This is a genomic window from Streptomyces sp. NPDC048277 (assembly GCF_040652235.1).
Lineage (GTDB): Bacteria > Actinomycetota > Actinomycetes > Streptomycetales > Streptomycetaceae > Streptomyces.
Genome location: NZ_JBEZLQ010000008.1, coordinates 39,054 through 61,226, shown reverse-complemented (window position 1 = coordinate 61,226; position 22,173 = coordinate 39,054). Strand labels below are relative to the sequence as shown.

Genomic DNA, 22,173 nt, shown 5'->3' with positions numbered 1-22,173 from the left:
GGGACCATGGACACCGACCACACGACGAGGAGGAGCGCCGGATGCGGGCCGACGCGCAACGCAACGCGGAGAAGCTGCGGGCAGCGGCGGCCGAGCTCTTCCAGGAGCGCGGCCTCCAGGCCCCGCTGAAGGAGATCGCCCGCCGGGCCGGCGTCAGCCACGGCACCCTCTACAACCTCTTCGGCACCCGCGAGGCGCTCATCGACGAGGTGGTCACCGAGCTGGCCGCGAGCCGGCTCGACGAGGCCGCCGAGCAGGCCCTGGCCCACGACGACGCGTGGGACGGCTTCGCGTACTACATCGAGACGATCTGCGAGCTGCAGGTCACGGATCCCGCGATCAGCGACGTGGTCACCGGCCGCTATCCGGACGCCACCCGCCTTATGACCGTCTGCGAGCGGTCGCATGCCGCCGCCGCGCGGATCATCGAGCGCGCCCAGCAGGCCGGCGCGCTGCGCCCCGACTTCAGACACGCGGACCTGCTGTACTTCTTCGGCACCAACGCCCTGCTGGCCCGGGCCGTGCAGGACTCCGCCCCCGACGCCTGGCGCCGGGGGGTCGCCTTCATGCTCGACGGCCTGCGCACGGCGGCCGCCCATCCGCTGCCGGCGGCTGCCCTGTCGGAGGAGCAGCTGAGCCAGGTGATGACCGACCTCACCGGGGCGTCCTAGGGGGTGTCCGGACCGGTCGGCCCGGACCGGTCAGGACGTGATGCCGTTGTACTGGTCCCAGGTGTAGGCGAGGTCGGGCGCGGAGGGCTTTCCGGTCCAGTCGAAGTAGTCCCAGACGAGTTCGGCGGGGTTGGTGGCGAGGTAGCCCCGGCCGGGCAGGTCGTCGGCGTCGTCCCAGGCCCAGGGCGGGTTGGCCGCGTCGGTGTCGCAGGCGCCGTAGGCGGGGCCGAGGACGCCGCCCGCGCCGCACGCTGCTCCGTAGGGGTTGGAGCTGTCGTCGCCGGCGAAGTTGTCGGGGGTCGCGAACAACGTTGTCAGAGTGCGGTTGGCCCACATCCCGTTCGGGGCGAAGATGTCGGTCAGCGTGTACTGCACATCACGGTCGTCGGAGCCGTCGGGCACCTCGGCGGTGGAGCCGGGGTAGTAGACGATGCCGTCGCCGTTCGCGTACTGGTCGCGCTCCTTGGACAGGTATCCCTCGGCCCACGCGGCATGGGTGTTGGGCTGCTGGGTCGTGAACGGGCGGCCGTGGCCGTCGTCGTGCGGGTCGCCCTGCAGTTTGAGCGTGCCGTCGACGCTCTCCTGCCCGCTCGTGAAGTCGCTGCCCGAGGGCACCCAGGAGTAGAAGTTGCTGTGCGCGACGGTGATGGCGGCCTTCAACCGGCCGTGTTCCGAACCGTCGTTGGCCACGACTTCCAGCACGCCCTCGGCGTCGTTCTCGTGCTCGGTCAGGTCCTCCTGGTAGTTGTCGAGGATTCCGTCCGACCAGTCGCGCGGGTGGAAGTACATGTACAGCAGGTAGGAGAAGGACGGGGTCTGGACGACCGAGTAGTAGACATGCGCCGCGAGCGGGAACTGGCTGGTGTTCTCCCAGTTGTTGCGGCCGTTGAGGTCGCCGTCGTAGTCGTACGACGTGATGTAGTCGGACTTGCCGCCGAGCGCGGTCTCGCCGGTGGAGTCGACGTCCTGGAAGTTGACGGGGGCCCACCACTGGGCGAGGGCGGCGCGGTCGTCGGCGGTGGCCGCGTGCGCGGGGGCGGGCCGGGTGAGGGCGAGGCAGCAGACGGCGGCGAGGCCGGTTGCCAGGGCGAGGGATCTGCGTCGGGTGAGCGGCACACGGGAACGGTGCGGGCGGCTTGTTGCCACGATTCCTCCGGGGAGCGGCGAAAGGAACCGGCACGCCGATGAACTCGACGTGCCGGTACGGGAGTTGACGCGTGTTCCGGTGGTGCGTGAGGTGCCGCGGGTACGATACAGCGCGTCCGGCCGCGCCGGAATGCGCGGTCTCGGCGGGTGTCCGCCGGTCTCAGCAGGTGATCGTGCCCCGGCGCAGTGCGTGACCGTTGTCGTTGCTGTCGTCGGACCAGTACACGGGCTTGGTGCCACCGCTGCACGCGTCGGACCCGGAGACGCTGAAGCCCTCGTTGTTGAAGTTGTCCATGCCGGCCGGGCGGTTGTAGATCGCCGTGGTGGCGAAGACGCCGGACGAGTTGATCCCCAGGGTGCGGTGCTGTCCTGAGCAGGTGTCGTCGCAGACGACCCAGAGGCGGGCGGCCTGCGGCTCCCACTGGAGTTCCATGACACCGGCCATGCCGCTGCTGACGGAGGCGATACGGGTGTAGGTGCCGTCGTCCTTGAGGACGTAGCCGTAGATCATGCCGGTGCCCTCGACGCCGACGAAGAACACCCCGCCGGTGTGGGAGCCGTAGCCGCTCGGGTTGTAGGCGGCGCCGGTGGAGGCGTCCTTGAATCCGGCGGCGGTCAGGGTGGCGTCGGGGACCCAGGTGATGCCTTCCAGGCCGAGGTTGGAGCCCACGGCCGGCAGGTCGGAGGTCAGGTTCCACTCGGTGGTGGCGTTGATCGTGGTGCCGGTGCCGCTCACGTCGTACTTCAGGACGGACAGGCGGCTGGTGCCGGAGGAGTCCGCGTTGCGCTCACTGCTGACGTACACACCCCCGGCGGAGCCGGCGCCGGTCAGGGTGACGCCCTCGTCGTCGGGCGTGCCGGAGCCGCTCGGGAACTTGAGGGTCTTGCCGGAGGTCCAGCCGTTACTGGTGTCGGCCTTCCAGGCGGTGGTGCCGTTCGGCACCAGACGCCAGAGCTTGCCGCTGTTCTGTGCCGCCCACATCACGCTCCCCTCCTGGTAGAGGCCGCTCATGTCCGAGCCGAAGGCGTTCTTGGTGTCGGCGGTGGCGATCGAGCTGCCGCCCGGCCACGCCGTCGCCGAGACACCGCCGCTGCCGCAGTCGTTGGCGGCGCCGAGGGTCACGGCGGCCGAGCCGAAGTCGCCGGTGCCGTCGGGGCAGCGCGACCACGAGGGGGCGGAGTGCTGGGTCCAGCCGAAGCTGTCGACCAGGGTGGTGCCGTCGGCGAGGTAGAGGCGCGCCTGGTCGGAGGAGCCGAGACCGAAGGCGTTGTGCACGTCGAAGGCCACGAAGCCGCCGGGCGCAAGGGTGGTCCCGGAGGCTATCGCGTACTTCGAGCTGTTGTTGTCGTCCTTGAGGATCCAGCCGGAGAGGTCGACCGAGGCGGTGCCCTTGTTGTAGAGCTCCACCGAGTCGTTGACGCTCCCGGTGGTCACCACCTCGTTGATCCGGATGTCGTCGGCCGCCGCCGCGTGGGCGGGCGACGCGGTCAGGGCACCGACGGCGAGCGTCGGTCCGGCGACGGCGACGAGCAGGACACGGAGGCTGCGGCGCCACCGGCGTACGCGTGATTCGGTCACGAAATCCGTCCTGGGGTTCCTGGGGCTTCGTTCTGACAGGCCGCCAGGACCTTTCCTACGCCTCCCGAACAACCTCCTTCGCGCAGGTGAGGGCGTTATGAACGGTGAGCGAAACGCCAAGATCGACGCGGGTGGCCACGGCTGACGGCCATCCGGAGCGTCGCGAGCAGCGCAGTGGTGACCAGCACCAGGAGCAGCTGGGAGGTGTGCGTCCCCGCGCTGTCCGCGGCACGGGCGACGGGGTTGGGCAGGCCGAGGCGGTCCACCAGCCAGCCCAGGGCCGCACCGGCGGTCAGCGCCGCGCAGGCGGTACGCACCGCCGCGTGCCTGGGCAGGCGGGTGAGGCAGATCAGGCTGGGCAGGGCGAGCAGGACCAGGACGAGTTGCATGCATTCGATGCCGAAATTGAACCCCGCGAGACTGAGCGCCAATTGGGTGGTGGAAAGGTGCATCTCGGCGAGAGTCAGCGAGAAGGCCAGGCCGTGCCCGAGACCGAAGACTCCGGCGACGACCGCCTCGCGCCCCGGAAACAGCGGCCGAATGGCGTGGACGGCGCCGACGAGAATACTGAGGGCGATAAATGCCTCGACCGGCTGGGCCGGAATGTCGAGACGGCCGAAGGCGCTCACGGCGAGTGCGACGGAATGCCCGATGGTGAAGGCGAGCGTCGTACGGCCGATTCGGCCGACAGCGGTCTTCGTGCTCGTCAGCCCGCTCCAGCGTTTTCCAGCCGTCAGCAGTGGCGCGGGCAGCAGCAGGATCAGCAGGAACAACAGGTGATCGGTGCCTTCGAGAATGTGGCCGGCGCCGAGCCGGAACATGGCGTACGTCCCGCTCCAGATGCTTCCGCTCTCCAAGTTGACGCTGAGCGGGGCTACGGTCATCGTCCGGGAGTCGATGCGGATGACACCGACCTGGGTCGCGCTGTCCTGGCCCTCGTCGGCCACTTTGCCGGTGGCCCAGTCCTGTCGTACGGAGACCAGGACGGTGTGGGTGACGACCTGGTGGACGATGGCGTCGTAGTCGAGGACGAACCGGCGCGGGTCCCCGCCGGCGGGCGGGGTGAGCGTGGCCTGGACGGTCAGTTCACGGTACGGGCCGGTGGAGGTCTGCTCGGTCCGGCTCAGGGCCATGGCGCCGAGGGCGACGGTCCAGGCCGTGCCCCGGGTGGTCGTGGGACGCACATGGGCGGCCAGGTAGGTGCGGATCGCGGCGGTCCGCGCCGTGAGCTGCCGGGCCGTGGTGTCGCCGTCCAGGCCGATACCGCTGGCCCGCGAGAAGTCGCTGACCGGCAGCTCCAGTTCGGCGGCCACCGACGTCTCGTGCACGTCGAGCAGGAGCACCGAGTGCGGCATGGGATGCGCGGCAGCGGGCGGCGCTGCCAGGAGCAGCGCCGCCGTCACCGCCACCGCGATCCCGGTCAGCATGCGCAGCGCATGCGTCAGTGAGATCGGCCGGCGGCTCATGAGAACGTGAACTCTCCTCCGTAGTCGGTGCTGTGGTCGCGATACACGGTGTGGTAGTGCACCTGGTTGGTGTAGACGACGCCGTCCTGGCAGACGAACTCGATCCAGACACCCGGTCCGTCGATGCGCACGTAGTCGCCCTGGGCGCTCAGGTCGGTGCTGCCGGAGTAGGAGATGTAGGTGTCGTCGAGCTCGGACTTGTAGGTGCTGAGCACGTCGGCGGCGGTCGTGTCGTCCGCCGCGTCGACCCACGGTTCGATGGCGTCGAGGACCAGTTGCCGCTGGTCGTCGGTGAGTTCGCCGACCTGGAGGCCTTCCTTGGTCGTCGGGAAGCCGCCGTCGTCGTCCGGGCCGAGCAGCACGTCGCTGAAGGACTCGGACAGCTTCGCCTCGGACAGCTCGTCGTCGCTCAGGCCGGCGAGCATGTTCAGCATCGCGTCGTGCATCCCGTCCAGGGGTGCGTACGAGGTGCCGTCGTCGCCGGTCCAGCTGGTCGGCTCCACCCCGACGAAGTACGGCGTGGTGCCCTCGACCTCGCCGTCCTTGTAGGTGAGGTTCAGCGCGAGGTGGTGGCCGCCGAAGTGCAGCTGCCAGGTGCCGCTGGTGCTCGGGGTGCCGAGGAACGCCAGGTAGTAGTTGCCGCTGCCGTAGCCGGTGGCGGTCTTGCCGAGGTAGTCGTCGGCGGCCAGGATCTGGGTGATCTGGTCGTCGCCGGTGTCGGTGCCGGTGCCGGTCGCCGCCTTGATCACCGCCTTGGCGGCGGTCAGCTGTTCGTCGCTGAGCGAGCTCAGCTCGATGCCGACCCGGCAGGTCGAGCCGCACGGGAGGTTGGACCAGGCGGTGGCGTTCGCCTGGGTGAAGTCGAGGAGCACCGAGGACTGCTGGTCGTCGTCCAGGGTGTCCAGGAACGTGTTGGCCGCGTCGACCACGTCCGACACGCTGGACGACGCGGTGGTCGTCGCCGTGTCGCCGGCGGCGGCACTGGCAGCGGCACTGGCAGCGCCGCCGGCCGAGGCGTCGCTCTGGACGGTCGCGGCGTTCGCGTTGACGTAGACCGCGCCGAAGAGCAGCGCCGTTCCCGCCGCGAAGGCCACGCCCGCGCGCTTCCACTTGCTCTTCACCCTGCGGTGATCGTTGTTCTCTGGCACCTTGCCGGTCCCTTCGGAATAGGTATCGCGGGAATTCCGGAAATCGCGCGCGTCAATTCAGCCGGCGGATCCCCGCCGATCGGACAGGCGGAGATCTGATATCCGACGAAAGAGCGTCTCCCGGAGCGCCCCGCCCGTTGTCTGGGCGAGATAAATTCGACCAGTCGCCGCTATGGATGACATCGAGTGGCACTCGGACGCGCCTATGTCTTGCTGTGGACGGACGCCCGAGAATTTCAGGTTCTTTATCCGAACACGATTGACCCGGTTCGCACCTGACGTGACGTCACGCCCCGCAATGGACCGGAACAGGCATCGAATTCGGCCGACCTGGCCGAAAAAGTGGGCGCGCGGCGGACGGCTGAATCGACAACGATATTGTTGCCGATCCGGCCCTGCCGTGATGGCCTCTGAACACGCATGATTCGCGCGAACCGGGAGGCATCTGTGGGCTCCACCGCCGGGGAAGACCTGCACGTCGCCGTACTCGGACTGGGCGAGGCGGGCGGCGCCATCGCGGCCGATCTGGTCGCCCTCGGTGTGTGCGTGCGCGGCTACGACCCGGTGGTCGCGGCGCCGCCGGGTGTCGTCGGCACCGGCAGCGAGGCGGAGGCGGCCCGGGGCAGCGCGCTCGTGCTGAGCGTCAACAGCGCGTCGGCCGCCCTGGACGCCCTGCGCGCCGGCCTCGCGGGGACCGCTCCGGGCTGTCTGTGGGCCGACCTCAACACCGCGTCCCCCACGGTGAAACGGCGTCTCGGCGAGGTCGCGGCGGAGGCGGGCGTCGGCTTCGTCGACGTGTCCCTGATGGCGTCGGTGCCCGGCAGAGGCCTGCGGACGCCGATGCTCGCCTCGGGCGCGGCGGCCGGGCGCTACGCCGAGCTGCTTCAGGCACTCGGCGCGACGGTGGACGTACTCGACGGACCGGCCGGTCTGGCCGCCGAACGCAAGCTGCTGCGCAGCGTCTTCTACAAGGGGGTGGCGGCGGCCGTCGTCGAGGCGCTCGAAGCGGCGCGGGCGGCCGACTGCGAGGCGTGGCTGCGGCAGCACATCGCCGACGAGTTGACGCGTGCGGACGCGGCGACGCTGGACCGGCTCGTCGACGGCAGCCACCGGCACGCCGTACGCCGCGCCGCCGAGATGCAGGCCGCCGCGGACATGCTCGACGATCTCGCCGTACCCCCGCTGATCGCCACGGCGAGCCGGGACGTACTGCGGCGGCTGTCACGGCCGTAGGACCTCCCCGCCCCCGGCAGGGGGCGCAGTGTCAACTTCGGCCTCTCTCGCACCAGTTTCCGTCGCACAAACGAACTGATTCCGCGGTTCTTCGGCCATCATCCGTCAGACCCAGAGACGCCGTCCCGGCGTGACTCCCCCCGACCTACGGTCCATGCATCGGACGGGACGGCGACCGCCGGCCCGTCGCAACCCACAGGCAAAGGGGAGGCGCCGCTATGGCGAGCGTGGAAGTGTCGCTGAAGGAAATGATGGCCGGGGTCGAGGGGGCGCTGGGAGCCGCGGTCGTCGACTACACCAGCGGCATGGCGCTGGGGACGCTGGGCGGCAGCAAGGACCTCAATCTGACGGTCGCCGCGGCCGGGAACACGGATGTCATCCGCGCCAAGGTGCGCACGATGGAGGAACTGGGCCTCAAGGGCCGGATCGAGGACATCCTGATCACCCTCGAGAAGCAGTACCACCTCATCCGCCTGATCACCGGCCGCAGCGGGAACGGCCTGTTCCTCTATCTGGTGCTCGACAAGCAGCGCTCGAACCTCGCCATGGCCCGTCACCAGCTGAAGCGGGTCGAGGAACAGCTCGAGGTCTAGCGACGTTCCCGAGCCCGGGGTTTCGTGCGCCCACGATGTGAAAACTTCTTCAAGTCACCACATCAGCATGATCCCAAGTCATGCCTGCGCGCGGCCCCGGGCGGCAAGGATCGGCTGTACAGGGCCAGTGCGGCGGTGCCGCGAGGGCGCCGCCGCACCCCGGCGACCCACCCCACCCGGCAGAGAGCGAGCGGTCATGCAAGTCCCCCTCTACCAGGCCAAGGCGGACTTCTTCCGCATGCTCGGGCACCCCGTACGGATCAGGGTCCTCGAGCTGCTCCAGCACGGCCCCGTCCCCGTCCGGGATCTGCTCGCCGACATCGAGATCGAGCCGTCCAGCCTGTCGCAGCAACTGGCCGTGCTGCGCCGGTCCGGCATCGTGGTGTCCATCCGGGAGGGGTCCACCGTCAGCTACGCGCTGGCCGGCGGCGACGTCGCCGAACTGCTGCGCGCGGCCCGCCGTATCCTGACCGAACTGCTCGACGGGCAGAACGTCCTGCTCGCCGAACTCCGGCAGGCCGACGCGTCCGTCCCGCCGGTGTCCACGAACAGCCGCGGCTGAAGCAGGGGGTCACCCACCCCAGATCTTCCGGTACGCCTCCCGGTAGCCCGACGGGTCCCAGGTGGTGGCGCCGCCGGTGTTGCCGGCGGTGGAGACATGGACGGGTGCCGCGTATCCGCTGGCCGGGCTGCCGGCGAAGGCGCGGTTGAACTCGTCGACGAGCTGCCAGCCCTGCTGGGTCAGCGGCTCGGGGACGGTGGCGGACTGGTACTGCCGGCTGTTGATGCGCTGGAAGGCGGACGGATCGCCGTCGCCCGCGCCGATGTTGTACGGCGGCCCCGAGCCCGGTGCACCGGCCGCGCGGAAGGCGGGCGCGGCGTCGGCGAAGTAGAGGTCGTTGATGGCGACGGAGTGGGTCCAGCGGGCACCGAAGCGGGACAGCAGCGAGGCGACCTCGCGTGGGGTGCGGTTGCCGGCGTCCGGGATCGGGATGTTCTCGTACGCCAGGACGCGCACCCCCCGGCAGGTGGCGAGCTCCTTCCTGATCAGCTCGGACTTCGTCCGGGCGAACGGGATCGAGGCATCGGTGAAGACCACCGCGCCGGCCCTGCCGCGCGAGTGCCCGATGATCCATTGAGCGCTGATCCGGGCCACGTCCTGGACGTACGTGGTGACGTTGCTGAAGAGCGGGGGCCGTCGGCTGGGGCCCGGTACGGCGACCGCGTGCCAGCCCACCAGCGGGATGTTCTGGGCGACGGCCCGGGAGACCTGCTGCGAGGTGGAGTTGGGGTCGAAGCCGCCGATGACGATGCCGGAGGGCTTGAGCGCGACGGCCTGGCCCATCGCGGCCTGGATGCCGGCCGGGGTGCCGCCGCCGTCGATCACGCGGACGTTCCAGCCGACGATCCGCGCGGCCTGCCGCATGCCCTGCGCGGCACCGGCGACACCGGGGTTGGTCATGGTCTGGGCCACGTACACGAGGGACTTGCCCGGCACCGCGCGCGGGCCGGTGGTCGGTCCTGTCCAGGGCACGTCGGTGCGTTCCGCGTGCCGGACGGCGGCGCGGGCGGTGTCGTAGACGGCGGGGCAGCCGCTCGGGCCGGTGGTCGACTCCCCCGGCCCGCCCCGCGAGGAGCCGCGTTCACAGCCGGCGAGCACGGCCACGGTCGCCAGCAGGGCGACGGTACGACGGGCGGACCGGCCCGGCCGGACACCGGGGCGGGCGGTGCGGACGCCGTGCACAGGATCTCCTCGCGGAGGGCAGGAGGGGTGCTCCTCGTGGACAACACCGTGGGCGAAGGGTCATGCGGCGCCCCGCCGCCGGCTTCGGCGGGTCATGCGGCGCTCCCCTCCGCCGGCTTCGGCGGGTCGGGCGGCGGGCCTGTGCCGGTGCGCAGGCGGCGCCGGGAGGCGTAGCCCGCCAGGCCCACGGCGAGCAGGAGGGTGCCGCCGTAGAAGAGGGGGACGGTCCAGAAGTCGGCGCCCAGCTGGCCGATGCCGGTGAGGCCCACGGCGAGGACGGCGACGGCGACGACCGTGCCGAGGACGTTGGGGCGGCCGGGTCTGATCGCCGTGGAGCCGAGGAGGGCGCCGACGAAAGCGGGCAGCAGGTAGTCGAGACCGACGCTGGGGTTGCCGAGCTGCTGCTGGGCGGCGAGCAGCACCCCCGCCAGGCCGACGAGGAGCCCCGCCGCGGTGAACGCGTACACCGTGCAGGTGTGGGTGCGGATGCCGACCAGTTCGGCCGCGCTCCGGTTGGAGCCGACGACGTACAGATACCGGCCGAGCGGCAGCCGCTCCAGGACGAGCCAGAGGACGGCGGCGAGCGCGAGGACGTAGAAGGCGGGGACCGGCAGGCCGAGGAACCTCGCGTCGTAGAGGTCGGTGAAGGCGGCCGGGAGGCCTTGCGGGCCGGGGACGATCCGGCCGCCGCCGGTGACCCAGCCGGTGATCGCGTACATCATGCTGCCGGTGCCGAGGGTGGCGATGAAGGAGTCGATCCGCCCGAACTCCACGACGACCCCGTTGAGGACCCCGGCGATGCCTCCGCCCACGACCACGGCGAGGCACGCGAGCGGCCAGGGCCAGCCCTCGTCGACGATCAGCTTCAGCACCATGACGTGGGCGAGGCCGAGGCCGTAGCCGAGGGAGAGGTCGAAGGCGCCGGTGACGATGGGGACCATGGCGGCGAGCGCGAGGACGGCCGGGATCGACTGGGTGGACAGGATCGAGTCGACGTTGTCGAGCGTGGGGAAGGTGCGGGGCAGTACGAGCGAGAAGACCAGGACGAGGAGGAGGGTGAGGGCCAGCAGCCCGTAGGAGCCGATCAGGTGGCCGCCCGGCCGGGGCGCGCGGCCGGTCATCGCCCGCCACCGGTTCCGGACGGGGGCACGGCCGACGCCGCCCGGGTGAGTTCCGCGGCCGTGAGGGCGCTGCCGCTCAGCTCGGCCGTCACCCAACCCCGCACGAGGACGACGGCGCGCCGGCACACGTCCGCGACCTCCTCGAAGTCGGTGGAGACGAGCAGGACCGCGAGGCCCTGGGCGAGGGCCTCGTCGAGCAGGCGGTGGATCGCGCCCTTGGCGCCGATGTCGACGCTCGCGGTGGGCTCCTCCAGGATCAGCAGCCGGGGGTCCGCGCGCAGCCAGCGGCCGATCATGACCTTCTGCTGGTTTCCGCCGGAGAGGGTGGCGACGGGCGCCTCGGGGTCGCGCGGGCGCACGGCGAGCCTGTCGATCAGCTCGGCGGCCTCGGCCCGTTCCCGGCGCGGGCGGATCGGGTGCAGGGCCGGGACGCCGTCGGCGCGGGGGTTGGCGAGGAGGTTCTCGCGCACGGTCAGCTGGGGAAGGCAGCCCTCCCTGAGCCGGTCGCCGGGGACCAGGCCGACGCCGCGGGCGACGGCGTCGGCGACCGTGCGGGGGCGGTAGGGCCGGCCGCCGAGCGTGACGGTGCCGCCGAGGACGGGCAGGGCGCCGGCGAGGGCGCGGCCCAGTTCCACGTGTCCGGCGCCGGAGAGGCCGACGAGACCGAGGGCCTCGCCTGCCCGCAGGGTCAGGCTCACCGGGCCGGTGCCGGTGGTGCGCAGGCCGTCGAGGGTGAGGACGGCCGGTGCCCCGGCGGGGGTCTGGGCGGCTGGGCGGCGGCCGAGGGGCTGCTCGCCGACGATGTCGTGGACGAGACGGGCGGGGCTGTGCCCGGCGAGGGGGCCGCGGCTGACGAGCCGGCCGTCGCGCAGGACGGCGAAGGTGTCGGCGACCTGGTGGACCTCGTCGAGGCGGTGGCTGACGTAGAGGATCGCGTGCCCGCGGTCGCGCAGGTCGTGCAGGACGCGGAAGAGCCGGGCGCAGTCGACGGCCGGGAGCCGGGCGGTGGGTTCGTCGAGGACGATGAGCCGCGCGTCGACCGCGAGTGCCCGGGCGATGGCGACCAGGGAGCGCTCGGCGGGGGCCAGCCGGGCGACCGGCCCGTCGGGGTCGAGATGTGCGGCGACGGTCCGCAGGGCGTCGGCGCAGCGCTCACGGGTGCGGCGCCAGGAGATCAGGCGGGCGCGGCGGGTGTACCCGGCGCTCAGGGCGATGTTCTCGGCGACCGTCATCCAGTCCACGAGCCCCAGGTCCTGGTGGATGAAGGACATCGCCCGGGTGGCCGCGTGGCTGCCGAGCGGGTGCCCGGTGACGGTGATCCGCCCGGCGTCGGCGCGGTGGACGCCGGCCAGCACCTTGATGAGCGTGGACTTTCCGGCACCGTTGGGCCCGAGGAGGGCGAGCACGCTGCCTGCGTGCACGTCGAGGTCGACGCCGCCCAGTGCGACGGTCCCGCCGAACCGTTTGACGAGCCCGCGGATGCTGACCACGGGTTCCGCCGCGGAGGGGGGAGCCGCATCCTGGCCGGGAGCGTCACACACGCAAGAAAATTACATCAATCCATACGATATGGGGCGTCCGGGCGCCCCTCACACGCCGTCGAGTCCGCATTCGGCCCAGATGACCTTGCCCTCGGGCAGATGCCGGGTGCCCCAGGCCCGGGAGAGCTGGGCCACCAGGAACAGGCCCCGGCCGCCCTCGTCGGTACTGGCCGCCCGGCGCAGGTGCGGGGCGGTGTTGCTGGTGTCGGAGACCTCGCAGATCAGGGTGCGGTGGTGCAGCAGCCGCACCCGGACGGGGCCGGTGCCGTGCCGGATGGCGTTGGTGACCAGCTCGCTCAGGATCAGCTCCATGGCGAACGCGGTCTCGTCGAGGCCCCATTCGGTGAGCTTGGCAAGGGCGGCGGCGCGGATCTCGGCGACCAGGGCCGGGTCGGCGGGCAGTTCCCAGGTGGCGATCCGGTCGGGGGCCAGGGCGTGGGTGCGGACGACGAGCAGGGCGATGTCGTCGCACGGGTGGGCGGGCGCCACGCTGTCCAGGATCGCCTGGCAGGTCTCCTCGGGGCTGCGCTCCGGCCGGTCGGCCAGGGCGTCGCGCAGCTGTTCGAGTACGGCGTCCACGTCGCGGTGGCGGTCCTCGATGAGTCCGTCGGTGTAGAGGACCATCTGGCTGCCCTCCGGCAGGTCGACCTCCACGGAGTCGAAGGGCAGCCCGCCCAGGCCGAGCGGGGGTCCGGCGGGCAGGTCCGGGTAGGAGACGCTGCCATCGGGGCGGACCAGCGCGGGCGGCGGGTGGCCGGCGCGGGCCATGACGCAGCGCTGCGCGGTCGGGTCGTAGATGACGTAGAGGCAGGTCGCGCCGATGATGCCGGAACCCTCGCCGTCGGGGTCGTCGCGGTCGAGGCGGCCGACCAGGTTGTCCAGGTGGCTGAGCACCTCGTCCGGCGGGAAGTCCAGCTCGGCGAAGCTGCGGGCGGCGGTGCGCAGCCGGCCCATGGTGGCGGCGGAGAGCATCCCGTGTCCCACGACATCGCCGACGAGCAGCCCGATCCGGGCGCCGGAGAGGGGGATGACGTCGTACCAGTCACCGCCCACGTCCGACTCGGCGGGCAGATACCGGTGGGCGATCTCCACGGCGTCCTGGTCGGGCAGCCGGTGCGGCAGCAGTCTGCGCTGGAGGGCCAGGACCATCGAGCGCTCGTGGGTGTACCGGCGGGCGTTGTCGATGGAGAGGGCGGCACGGGCGGCCAGCTCCTGGGCGAGCGAACGGTCGTCGTCGCCGAACGGGGCGGAGCCCTGGGCGCGGTAGAAGCTGGCGATGCCCAGGACGACGCCCCGGGCCACCAGCGGTACGGCGATCAGCGAGTGCACATGGGCCAGCAGCTGCTCGGTGTGCTCGGGATCCTGCGCGAGCCAGCCCGCGGCGACCTGCAGATCCGGCTCCAGCTCCGCCCGGCCGTTGGTGAGACAGCGCAGCTGCGGGGTGGTGGGACCGAAGTCGATCCGTTTGCCGACCGGGGTGAACGGCAGCCCTTCGCGGACACCGTGCACCACCGTCCGGCGCAGGTCGCTCAGCGGGTCGTCGGCCTCCTCGCCGCGCAGCACGGCATCGGGCAGATCGACGGTCACGAAGTCGGCCAGCCTGGGCACGGCCGTCTGCGCCAGTTCCTCGGCGGTACGGCGGACATCGAGCGTGGTACCGATCCTGGCACTGGCCTCGGACAGCAGCTCGAGCCTGCGCCGCGCGGCCAGGGCGTAGGCGCCCACCTGGGGCTCACCGAAGAGGACGAGACGGCGGGGCGCGTCGGGGGTGCCGGGGGCGGCGGGGGTTCCGGGGCCGAAGGGGGACGTCGCCGCTTGCGTCGGGGCGTCGGTCGCGGGGGCCGGCACCGCACGGGTATCGGCACCGATCTCGGCGCGGACATCGGCATCGGTGCCGGCATCGGCACCGGCACGGGTACTGGTGTCGGCGGCGGGCCCAGCTCGCGGCGTCGATGCCGCGGTGCCGCCCACGAGGAGGTCGGGCGCCCCTTCGGCGGGCTGTCCGGCACCGGTCGCACGGTCCATGGAGAAGACGAGCGGGCCCCCCTCCGCCGCGCAGCCCGCCGATCCGGGCCCGGCTGTCGCGGCCGGCGCTCCGAGGGCCCCGCCCAGCAGCGCCTGCTGCCGCGAGACGATCAGGGACGCCCCCGCCGCCAGCCCCGGCAGCAGCATTTCGACCGCGAGGCCCTGCACCCCCGAGGCACTGGTCACCGGGCGGCTGACGAGCGTGACACGGCGGCCGTCGGACAAGGACACGCCCGCGGCGGCCTGCCGTGCGTGGGAGATCAGCTCGGCGGCCTTCTCCAGAAGGATGGCCCGGTCGTCGGGGCGGAGATCCAGGGTCTGTTCGTCCACGGAGAGGGCGGAGCCGAGGCCCGCCGCGGACTCGTAGGCCCGCAGCAGGACGTGCTCGCGTGCGGAACTCTGCCGGAGCAGCCGGCGCTCCACGGCCTGTACGGCCCGGCGGATGACATCACCGAAGGCCGGGTCCTCGGCACTGCGCTGGTAGCCGAAGCACAGCACACCCTCCATGCGCCCGCTGAGCGGGTCACGGACGGGCGCCGCGATGCAGGCGTTGCCCTGGGCGCGCTCCGCGAAGTGCTCGGCGCCGAAGACCCGGACGAGGCTGCGCTCGGCGAGGGCGAGCCCGATTCCGTTGGTGCCGGCGAACCGCTCGGCGAAGACGAAGCCCGGCTCCACCTGGATCGCGGGAAGGCTGCGGATCAACGACGGGTCGCCGAAGCGGCGCAGCAGGACGATGCCGTTGGCGTCGGCGAGGGAGATGTTCATCTGGCTGCCCGAGAACCGGGCCTGAAGCCTGTCGAGCACCGGCAGCGCGGCCCGCACGATCCGTCCGCCGGGGTCGAAGTCGTCCCGGAAGGGCAGGTCGGACCCGTCCGGCGAGATACCGAGGGACCGGCAGCGCAGCCACGAGCCCATGATCGGCGCCCGTACGCCGCTCTCGACCGGCTCACCCTGCAGGAACCGTTCACGGAAACGAACGGGTCCCGAGCCACCCTCCGGACGCCTCACCGGCACCAGTTGCCCGCCCGACCGAATCACACCTTGCCTCACTCACAGTCGAACAATCATCTTTCCGTAAAGAATTCCGACATACACGAGAATACGGACATTGCCGACGAGAGTCATGGGCCGGCCAGCCCCTTGACATCCGGCCGCCGGGACCGGACCGGCCGTCACAGCACCGCCACGGGATTGACGGGCGATCCCGTGCCGCCCGGGATGTCGAGGGGCGCCACGACCAGCATGAACGTGTACCGGCCGGCCTCGGCCGCCGCGGCGGACAGCGCCTCCAGGTCGAGGTTGTCCAGCAGCGGCACCCCCATCGCGGCCACGGCCAGCGCGTGCACCGGCGAGTGCACCCCGGGCACGGGTGAGGGCCGTACGTCGCTGTCACCGTCCCCGCCGAGCAACGCGATGCCCCGTTCGGCCAGCAGGGGTACGGCGTCCACGTGCAGCCCCGCGCTCGACGCCCCCGAGTCCCAGGCGCCGAGCTCCCGCCGGCGCCGGGCATGCCCGGAGCGCAGCAGCACGGCATCGCCCTCACCGATGGTCACACCGAGCGCCTGTTCGACCGCGAGCACGTCCGCCGCGCGTACCGCCCGCCCCGGCTCCAGCCAGTCGACACCGAGGACGGCGGGCACGTCGAGCAGCACGCCCGTCGTGACGAGCGGGCCGAGCACCGACACCGCTCCGAAACGGGCACCGCCCGCGTCGATGTGATCGCGGGCGCGGCGGCCGTCGTACAGCTCGCCCCGGTAGGCCACGTGACTGAGCGCGTCGAGGTGGGAGATGCCCTTGCCGTGGAAGTCGGCGGCGATGAAGTCCTTGTGCGTGGCCGGTTCCGGGCTCTCCACGTCGCCGAGGTCGGTCATGTGGTGCAGGGCGGGCCTTAGGTTGTCCGGGCCGGAGCGGGTGTTCCAGGGCAGGGCCGTCGGCACGACCGTCCCGGACCGCACCAGGGCGGCGGCCCGCCGCGCGTGCTCGGCGGTCACCCGGTTGAAGGCCCCGCGATCCGCCGCCTGCCAGCGCCCCCAGGTGCGCAGCGACACGAACAGCTCGTCGAACTCCTGCCGGGAGACGACCGGGCCGGAGATGCCAGAGGTCATCCGCTCCCCTCCCCTCCACGGCCCGCCGGAACTCCAGGCTGGCACCCCGGGGACACCCCGGCCACTCCGGTCCACGGGCCACCGGGACCCCACTCGCTGTACAGGGACATGACAGTGGCCCCTGGTGACGGCATCGACATCGCGTTCATGGCCCATCTGGGCGACCTGACCCAGGACGCCGACCCGCTCTCCTTCCAGCGATAAGGTGCGGCCGTGGAGCGGATCTTGGTGGTGGGTGTCACCGGTGCGGGCAAATCCACGCTCGCCCAGGCCTTGAGCAGCCAACTCGGCCTCCCCTACCTTGAGATGGACGCGCTGTACTTCAACGGACCCGGCTGGGCCGTCAACAGCGAACTGACCGAGGACGTGTCGAGGCTCACCGCCGGGCCTCGCTGGATCGTCGACTCTCTCGGTTATCCGGAGGTCCGTGACCTGCTGTGGGACCGGGCCGACACCGTGATCTGGCTGGACTATCCCAGACGCGTCATCATGCCCCGCGTACTGCGCCGGTCCGTCCGGCGCACCGTCACACGCGAGGTCCTCTTCGGCGGCAACAGGGAGACCTGGACGGGCTGGCTGAGCCGGGAACACCCGGCCTGGTGGGCCTGGTCCCAGCACGGGCCCCGTCGCCGCGAGATCGAACGCCGTGTCCGCGATCCCCGCTTCGCCCCTCTCGACACCCTCCGCTTCGGCCGCCCCGACGACACAACGGCCTGGCTGGCATCCGTCTGACCCGGCGCATTGCGGGGCGCGGCACGACACACAAGGCGTAACCCCGGTGATCTGACGCGGCGTTGACAGTCGGCGGGATCGGCGCGACGGTGAGGGTTCTGCCGTGGCCCGAGACCGGAGGTCGCCCCTTGGCCGGTTCGTCAGTACCCCGTTCGGACACCGACCTCGTCGCACGCGTACGCGAACTCCAGCCGCTCATCCGCTCGCACGCCCTGCGGGCGGAGCAGCAACGGCGGGTGACCGGCGAGGTCGTCGAGGCTCTCACGGGCGCCGGGATCCACCGTATGAACGTCCCCCGCCACTACGGGGGTTACCAGACCTCGTTACGGAACCAGGTCGACGCGCTGAGCGAGGTCTCCGCCGCGTGCGGGTCGGCCGGGTTCATGGCGCTGATCCAGGCCGGGTGCGCGTACATCGCGGCCCTGTTCCCCGACCGGGCTCAGGACGAGATCTTCACCCGTCCCGATGTACGGGTCGGTGGCACTCTCATCCCGACCGCGAAAGCCGTTCCGGCGGACGGCGGTTATGTGGTGAGCGGCAACTCCCCCTTCGCGACCGGCTGTCAGGACGCCGACTGGCATCTGCTGACCGCGCCGGCCGACACCGGTGAAGGCCCGCCGGAGCTGCTGTGGCTGGCGATCCCCATGACCGATCTCAAGGTGCTGGACGACTGGAACGTCTCCGGTCTGGCCGGGAGCGGCAGCAACACCGTCGTCGCCCAGGACGTCCATGTGCCCGCCCATCGCGTCCTGCCGGTGGGGCCCTTGCTGGCGGGCGAGTCTCCGTCGCGGCGCAACAGCGCCGACCCCTTCTACCGGATGCCGGTGCTGCTGCTGTTCTGCGCCTGGACGGCCGCGAACGCCCTCGGTCTGGCACGGGCGGCTCTGGCGGAGTTCGGGGAGCGCATCCATCGGCGGGGCATCACGTACACCTTCTACGAGCACCAGCACGAGGCCCCGGTGACGCATCTCCAGTTCGCCGAGGCCGCGATGAAGGTCTCCTCCGCGGAACTGCTCATCGCCGACTTCGTGGGGCTGATCGAGTCCAGGGCGGCCGCCGGAGAGCCGTACACGACGGAGGAACGGGCCCGGATCAGGGCGCAGTGCGGGTATCTGACGCGGTTGTGCAAGGAGGCCGCCGACCTGATCGGGTCCGCCTCGGGTGCCTCGTCCCTGCACCGGGAGGTGCCGGTCCAGCGGATCGTACGGGACCTGAACGCCCTGAGCCTGCACTCGTTCGTCAACCCCGCCGCCAACCTGGAGCTGTACGGCAGGGTGCTGTCGGGGCTGGACGGCGGAACACCGTTCCTCTAGCCGAGGGGGTCACCGGGGTCGTACGGAGAAGGCGTAGTCCCCTGCCACGGCCACGATCGCGTCGTTCACCAGCAGCACGCTCGGCAGCCGCTGCTCCGCCGAGGACCCCGGATCGTTCAGGCCGTCGGACGTCCACCGGGTGGCACCGCTCTCGCGGTCGAGGGAGAGGAGCCGGCCGTAGCGGTTGACGAGGTAGAGGCAGTCGTACGTGGCCGACCGGACCGGTGCCGACAGGTTCTCGATCTGTGTCCTCACCTGCCACAGCCGCTTGCCGTCGGCGGCCCTGATCGCGGTGACCGTGCCGTCGGGGCGGACGAAGTACACGGTGTCGCCGACCAGGGCGGGCATGCCTCGTACACCGCCGTCCAGGGCGACCTTCGTCAGGGAGCCGCTGGTCGTGTCGGCCCGCAGCAGGGAGGTGTAGGACTCGTCGCGCCCGTTGTCCGATTCGCTGTCCAGGCTCCGGCGCACCGCGAAGACGGGCCGGCCGTCGGTGGCGGCGCCGAGCGGCTGGCCGGTGAGCGGCAGCGACTTGAACTCCCGTGCCGTGCCGTCGGACGGAGCGAGGCGCACAAAGCCGACCTCGGCCTTGGTGGGGTCGTCGGCATTGGTGCACAGGCCGTACGGGATGCCGCCGTAGGCGGCCGGGCCGCAGGCGGTGCCCTGCGTGGACTTCGCGGGTGCGCGCCACAGGTCCTTTCCGGTGGCGGCGTCGAGTGCGACGAACTCCTTGCCGCCGTCGGACATCGTGAGAAGACCGTCGTCGAAGAGGGCGGCGGGGTGTCCCGCGTCGATCGTTCGGGTCCAGACGCGGCTGCCGGTGGCGGTGTCCACGGCGACCAGCTGCTGGGTGCTGTACACGGAGTCCTCGTTGGGCTGCACATGGACGTAGACGAGTCCGTCCCTGATCCCGAGGGGTCGTTCGGCGGCCTGGGAGGTGCTCCCGAAACGCCAGATGACACGTCCGGTCGCCGCGGCGACCCGCGCGACGGTGAAACCCGTTCCCGCGCAGTACAGGGACGCTCCGGACGACACACAGCCGGAGTCCACGGTGTCCACGTTGACCACCGTGGAATCGTTCTTGACGCTCCGGGTGAGGTTCGTCCGCCACGGCCGCCAGCCCGCGGGCAGCACCGGGTCGGGCGAGGCGGAGGTGCCGGCCGGGGACCTGCCCCCGGTGGTCTTCGCCTCGGACGTGAAGTGGTACGCCGACACCCCGCCGACGGCGAGGACCAGGGCTGTTCCGACGGCCGCGGCCGGCCTGCGGGAACGGCGTACCCGGCCGACCGCGCTCGTCGCCCCGCCGTCACCGCGGCGTGCGCCGCCAGGCCCGGGCCGGACGGTTGTCGCCTGGGGTACGGCCGGATACGGTCCGGCCGCGGGTACGGATGCGGATGCGAGTGCGGACGGAGTGTCCGGCAGGGCCTGCAGCAGGCGCTGCAGTTCGTCGAGGCCGGGCCGCGCGGAGGGGTCCTTGTCCAGGCAGCGCTCGGCTATGTCGCGCAGCGGCGGGGCGACCCGATCCAGTGCGGGAGGCTCGTGCACGATCTGATAGCCCGTCATGTAGGGGCTGTCGTGGTCGAACGGGCCGTTCCCGGTGGCCGCGTAGACCAGCAAGGACCCCAGCGAGAACACGTCGGAGGCCGCGGTGACGTCGCGGGGTGCCGAGAACTGCTCGGGTGACATGAAGGGCGGGGTGCCCATCAACCGTCCGGTCACGGTGAGGGCCTGGTGGTCGGCGGCGCGCGAGATGCCGAAGTCGATGACGCGGGGGCCGTCGTCGGCCATCAGGACGTTGCCGGGCTTGAGGTCCCGGTGCACCACACCCGCCTGGTGGATGTCCCGAAGCGCTTCGACGAGCCCCAGCGCCAGCGCCCGCAGGTCCCGCCCGGCCAGCGGCCCTTCCTTCGCCACGAGGTCGGCCAGCGTACGGCCCGGCACGTACAGCGTCGCCATCCAGGGCTGTTCGGCATCGGGATCGGCATCGACGACCGGGGCGGTGAACGCCCCGCTCACTCGACGGGCTGCCGCGATCTCCTGCCGGAAGCGGACGCGGAACTCCTCGTCCTGGGCGTACTGGGCGTGTACGACCTTCACCGCGACCTGCCGGCCCGAGGCCGAACGCCCGAGGTGGACGACGCCCATGCCACCGCTGCCGAGCCGGCCGAGAAGCGCGTACCCGCCTATGAACCCGGGAGAGTACGGCTTCTCGGGGTTCGTCGTCATCAGCTGCCAACCTCCGCAAGTGCCCTGCGCTGCCGCCCGGTTCGCCGACAGGAGCCTCAGGCTAGTGCCCCGCCCGGGGACCTGGTCGAGGCGGTGCCGCCTGTCGGTCGTCGCCAGGTGGACGCCGGGACGTATGCGCCCTGTCGGCTCCTCCGCCACCGTCGTGTGTCCGGCGGGTCGTGGTCACCGTGGTCAGGGCCAGGATGGCCAGGCCGCAGACGGCGATGATCCACCAGGCTGCCGGGCGTGCCCCGGCCGCGATCGCGGCGCCGGTCACCGCGATGCCGAGCGAGGTGCCGGCCTGCCGGCTGGTGGCGGCGATGGCGGCGGCCAGCCCGGCCTGGGCACGCGGCAGACCGGCGACCGCCGTGTCGGTGATCGGCGCGTTGACGAAGCCGAAGCCGAGGCCGAACAGCGCGTACGTCAGGGAGAGAAGCGCGGGGGAAGGGTGGGCAGAGCGGGTGACGAGCACGGCCAGCAGTCCGCTGGCGGTGATGCCCGCACCGGCGATCAGCAGCGGGAGGCGCGGCCCGCGGCTGCCGACGATCCGTCCCGACACCGGCGGGCACACCAGGGAAAGCACCGCCATCGGGAGCAGCCGCAGGCCGGTGTCCACGGCGCTCAGGCCCAGCACCCGTTGCAGATAGAGGGTGTTGGCGAACAGGAAACCGCCGAGTGCGGCGAAGGCGAGGACCGCGGTGGCGGTGGCCCCGCTGAAGGACGCGTTACGGAAGAGACGGGGGTCGATGAGCGGTTCGGTGCGGTGGTTCTCGTACGGTACGAGGCCGGCCAGCGCGCCCGCCGCGACGATCAGGCAGGCCACGATCGGCGGTGCGGTCCAGCCGTGGCCGGGCGCCTCGATGACGGCGTAGGTCAGGGTGCCGAGGAAGGTGACGACCAGGAGTTGGCCGACCGGGTCGGCGCGCCGGGGGCGGGGCGCCCGGGACTCCGGGATGTACAGGGTGGCGAGGAGCAGCGTGGCCAGTCCGATCGGGACGTTCAGCCAGAACACCGACCGCCAGCCCGCCGACTCCACCAGCGTGCCGCCGAGGATCGGCCCGGCCGCCATGCTGATGCCGACGACCCCGCCCCACACGCCGATCGCGCGCGCTCGCTCGCGGGGCCGGGTGAAGGTGTTGGTGAGGATGGCCATGGCGACCGGTGTGAGCATGCAGCCGCCCAGTGCCTGCACCGTCCGGAAGGCGACCAGCCACCCGAGGGTCGGCGCCAGGCCGCACAGTGCCGACCCGGCGGTGAACAGGACAAGCCCGAGCCGGAAGACCCGCCGCCGCCCGACGCGGTCGGCGGTGGAGCCGGCCGGCGTCAGGAGCGAGGCGAGCACGAGGGTGTAGGCGTCGAGGGTCCACTGCAGGCCGGAGACCGAGGAGCCGAGGTCCCGCTGCATGGTGGGCAGCGCGACGTTGAGGACGGTGGTGTCGAGACTGACCAGCAGTACGCTCAGGCAGCACACGCTCAGGACGATCGACTGCCTTCGCCGAAGGCCGGGTTCGGCCACGAGGACGTCCCCGA

Annotated in this window: 17 protein-coding genes; 6 read left to right on the top strand and 11 right to left on the bottom strand. The window is 71.8% G+C overall.

The features are described 5' to 3' along the window. Positions 1–41: 41 nt before the first annotated feature. The gene (locus tag AB0D85_RS19115; RefSeq protein ID WP_362321473.1) at positions 42–671 is read left to right on the top strand and encodes a helix-turn-helix domain-containing protein; all 630 of its coding nucleotides are present in this window, start codon (positions 42–44) and stop codon (positions 669–671) included. Between the two features lie 30 nt (positions 672–701). On the opposite strand, the gene AB0D85_RS19110 is transcribed toward AB0D85_RS19115, so the two are convergent. From AB0D85_RS19110 to AB0D85_RS19095, 4 genes are all read right to left on the bottom strand, one after another. Further along, positions 702–1,787: a hypothetical protein gene (locus AB0D85_RS19110; protein ID WP_362321470.1), complete on the bottom strand. Its 1,086-nt coding sequence runs from the start codon at positions 1,785–1,787 to the stop codon at positions 702–704. A 190-nt stretch (positions 1,788–1,977) separates the two neighbouring features. Then, the gene (locus AB0D85_RS19105) at positions 1,978–3,396 is read right to left on the bottom strand and encodes a lamin tail domain-containing protein (RefSeq protein WP_362321468.1); all 1,419 of its coding nucleotides are present in this window, start codon (positions 3,394–3,396) and stop codon (positions 1,978–1,980) included. A 95-nt stretch (positions 3,397–3,491) separates the two neighbouring features. Then, entirely contained in the window at positions 3,492–4,862 is a 1,371-nt protein-coding gene (locus AB0D85_RS19100; protein ID WP_362321466.1) for a HupE/UreJ family protein, read from the bottom strand. Then, positions 4,859–6,010 carry a DUF3500 domain-containing protein gene (locus tag AB0D85_RS19095; protein ID WP_362321464.1) on the bottom strand — a complete coding sequence of 384 codons (1,152 nt, stop codon included), beginning with the start codon at positions 6,008–6,010 and terminating at the stop codon, positions 4,859–4,861. Before AB0D85_RS19095 ends, AB0D85_RS19100 begins: the two co-directional genes overlap by 4 nt. A 447-nt stretch (positions 6,011–6,457) precedes the next feature. Here AB0D85_RS19095 and AB0D85_RS19090 point away from each other — a divergent pair, with 447 nt between their 5' ends. The 3 genes from AB0D85_RS19090 (at position 6,458) to AB0D85_RS19080 (ending at position 8,398) form a co-directional block, all read left to right on the top strand. Continuing rightward, positions 6,458–7,243: a DUF1932 domain-containing protein gene (locus tag AB0D85_RS19090; protein ID WP_362321462.1), complete on the top strand. Its 786-nt coding sequence runs from the start codon at positions 6,458–6,460 to the stop codon at positions 7,241–7,243. Between the two features lie 218 nt (positions 7,244–7,461). Then, entirely contained in the window at positions 7,462–7,836 is a 375-nt protein-coding gene (locus tag AB0D85_RS19085; protein WP_362321460.1) for a hypothetical protein, read from the top strand. A gap of 196 nt (positions 7,837–8,032) precedes the next feature. Beyond that, positions 8,033–8,398, top strand: a complete 366-nt coding sequence (locus AB0D85_RS19080) for a metalloregulator ArsR/SmtB family transcription factor (protein WP_362321458.1) — start codon at positions 8,033–8,035, stop codon at positions 8,396–8,398. A gap of 9 nt (positions 8,399–8,407) precedes the next feature. Here AB0D85_RS19080 and AB0D85_RS19075 read toward each other — a convergent pair whose 3' ends face one another. From AB0D85_RS19075 to AB0D85_RS19055, 5 genes are all read right to left on the bottom strand, one after another. Next, the gene (locus AB0D85_RS19075; protein ID WP_362321975.1) at positions 8,408–9,514 is read right to left on the bottom strand and encodes a substrate-binding domain-containing protein; all 1,107 of its coding nucleotides are present in this window, start codon (positions 9,512–9,514) and stop codon (positions 8,408–8,410) included. A gap of 158 nt (positions 9,515–9,672) precedes the next feature. After that, positions 9,673–10,701, bottom strand: coding sequence for an ABC transporter permease (locus AB0D85_RS19070; protein ID WP_362321456.1), 1,029 nt, complete (start codon positions 10,699–10,701; stop codon positions 9,673–9,675). Beyond that, complete coding sequence (locus tag AB0D85_RS19065) at positions 10,698–12,191, bottom strand: sugar ABC transporter ATP-binding protein (RefSeq protein ID WP_362321454.1); 1,494 nt, start codon at positions 12,189–12,191, stop codon at positions 10,698–10,700. Before AB0D85_RS19065 ends, AB0D85_RS19070 begins: the two co-directional genes overlap by 4 nt. Before the next feature lie 99 nt (positions 12,192–12,290). Continuing rightward, positions 12,291–15,305, bottom strand: a complete 3,015-nt coding sequence (locus tag AB0D85_RS19060; RefSeq protein ID WP_362321452.1) for a SpoIIE family protein phosphatase — start codon at positions 15,303–15,305, stop codon at positions 12,291–12,293. A gap of 134 nt (positions 15,306–15,439) precedes the next feature. Beyond that, complete coding sequence (locus AB0D85_RS19055) at positions 15,440–16,372, bottom strand: cyclase family protein (RefSeq protein ID WP_362321450.1); 933 nt, start codon at positions 16,370–16,372, stop codon at positions 15,440–15,442. 213 nt (positions 16,373–16,585) lie between these two features. On the opposite strand from AB0D85_RS19055, the gene AB0D85_RS19050 reads away from it, so the two are divergent. Both AB0D85_RS19050 and AB0D85_RS19045 read left to right on the top strand, forming a co-directional pair. Continuing rightward, positions 16,586–17,104, top strand: a complete 519-nt coding sequence (locus AB0D85_RS19050) for an adenylate kinase (RefSeq protein WP_362321447.1) — start codon at positions 16,586–16,588, stop codon at positions 17,102–17,104. Between the two features lie 128 nt (positions 17,105–17,232). Further along, on the top strand, positions 17,233–18,417 hold the full coding sequence (locus AB0D85_RS19045; RefSeq protein ID WP_362321445.1) for an acyl-CoA dehydrogenase family protein: 1,185 nt from the start codon (positions 17,233–17,235) through the stop codon (positions 18,415–18,417). A 9-nt stretch (positions 18,418–18,426) separates the two neighbouring features. Here AB0D85_RS19045 and AB0D85_RS19040 read toward each other — a convergent pair whose 3' ends face one another. Both AB0D85_RS19040 and AB0D85_RS19035 read right to left on the bottom strand, forming a co-directional pair. After that, on the bottom strand, positions 18,427–20,643 hold the full coding sequence (locus AB0D85_RS19040) for a PQQ-binding-like beta-propeller repeat protein (RefSeq protein ID WP_362321443.1): 2,217 nt from the start codon (positions 20,641–20,643) through the stop codon (positions 18,427–18,429). A gap of 61 nt (positions 20,644–20,704) precedes the next feature. Beyond that, positions 20,705–22,159: an MFS transporter gene (locus AB0D85_RS19035; protein ID WP_362321441.1), complete on the bottom strand. Its 1,455-nt coding sequence runs from the start codon at positions 22,157–22,159 to the stop codon at positions 20,705–20,707. Between the last annotated feature and the right edge of the window lie 14 nt (positions 22,160–22,173).

Bases quoted from the DNA above. Each gene is read 5' to 3' on its own strand.
- AB0D85_RS19055 (WP_362321450.1), bottom strand. From the start codon at position 16,372: ATGACCTCTGGCATCTCCGGCCCGGTCGTCTCCCGGCAGGAGTTCGAC.
- AB0D85_RS19115 (WP_362321473.1), top strand. From the start codon at position 42: ATGCGGGCCGACGCGCAACGCAACGCGGAGAAGCTGCGGGCAGCGGCG.
- AB0D85_RS19040 (WP_362321443.1), bottom strand. From the start codon at position 20,643: ATGACGACGAACCCCGAGAAGCCGTACTCTCCCGGGTTCATAGGCGGG.
- AB0D85_RS19085 (WP_362321460.1), top strand. From the start codon at position 7,462: ATGGCGAGCGTGGAAGTGTCGCTGAAGGAAATGATGGCCGGGGTCGAG.
- AB0D85_RS19070 (WP_362321456.1), bottom strand. From the start codon at position 10,701: ATGACCGGCCGCGCGCCCCGGCCGGGCGGCCACCTGATCGGCTCCTAC.
- AB0D85_RS19100 (WP_362321466.1), bottom strand. From the start codon at position 4,862: ATGAGCCGCCGGCCGATCTCACTGACGCATGCGCTGCGCATGCTGACC.
- AB0D85_RS19080 (WP_362321458.1), top strand. From the start codon at position 8,033: ATGCAAGTCCCCCTCTACCAGGCCAAGGCGGACTTCTTCCGCATGCTC.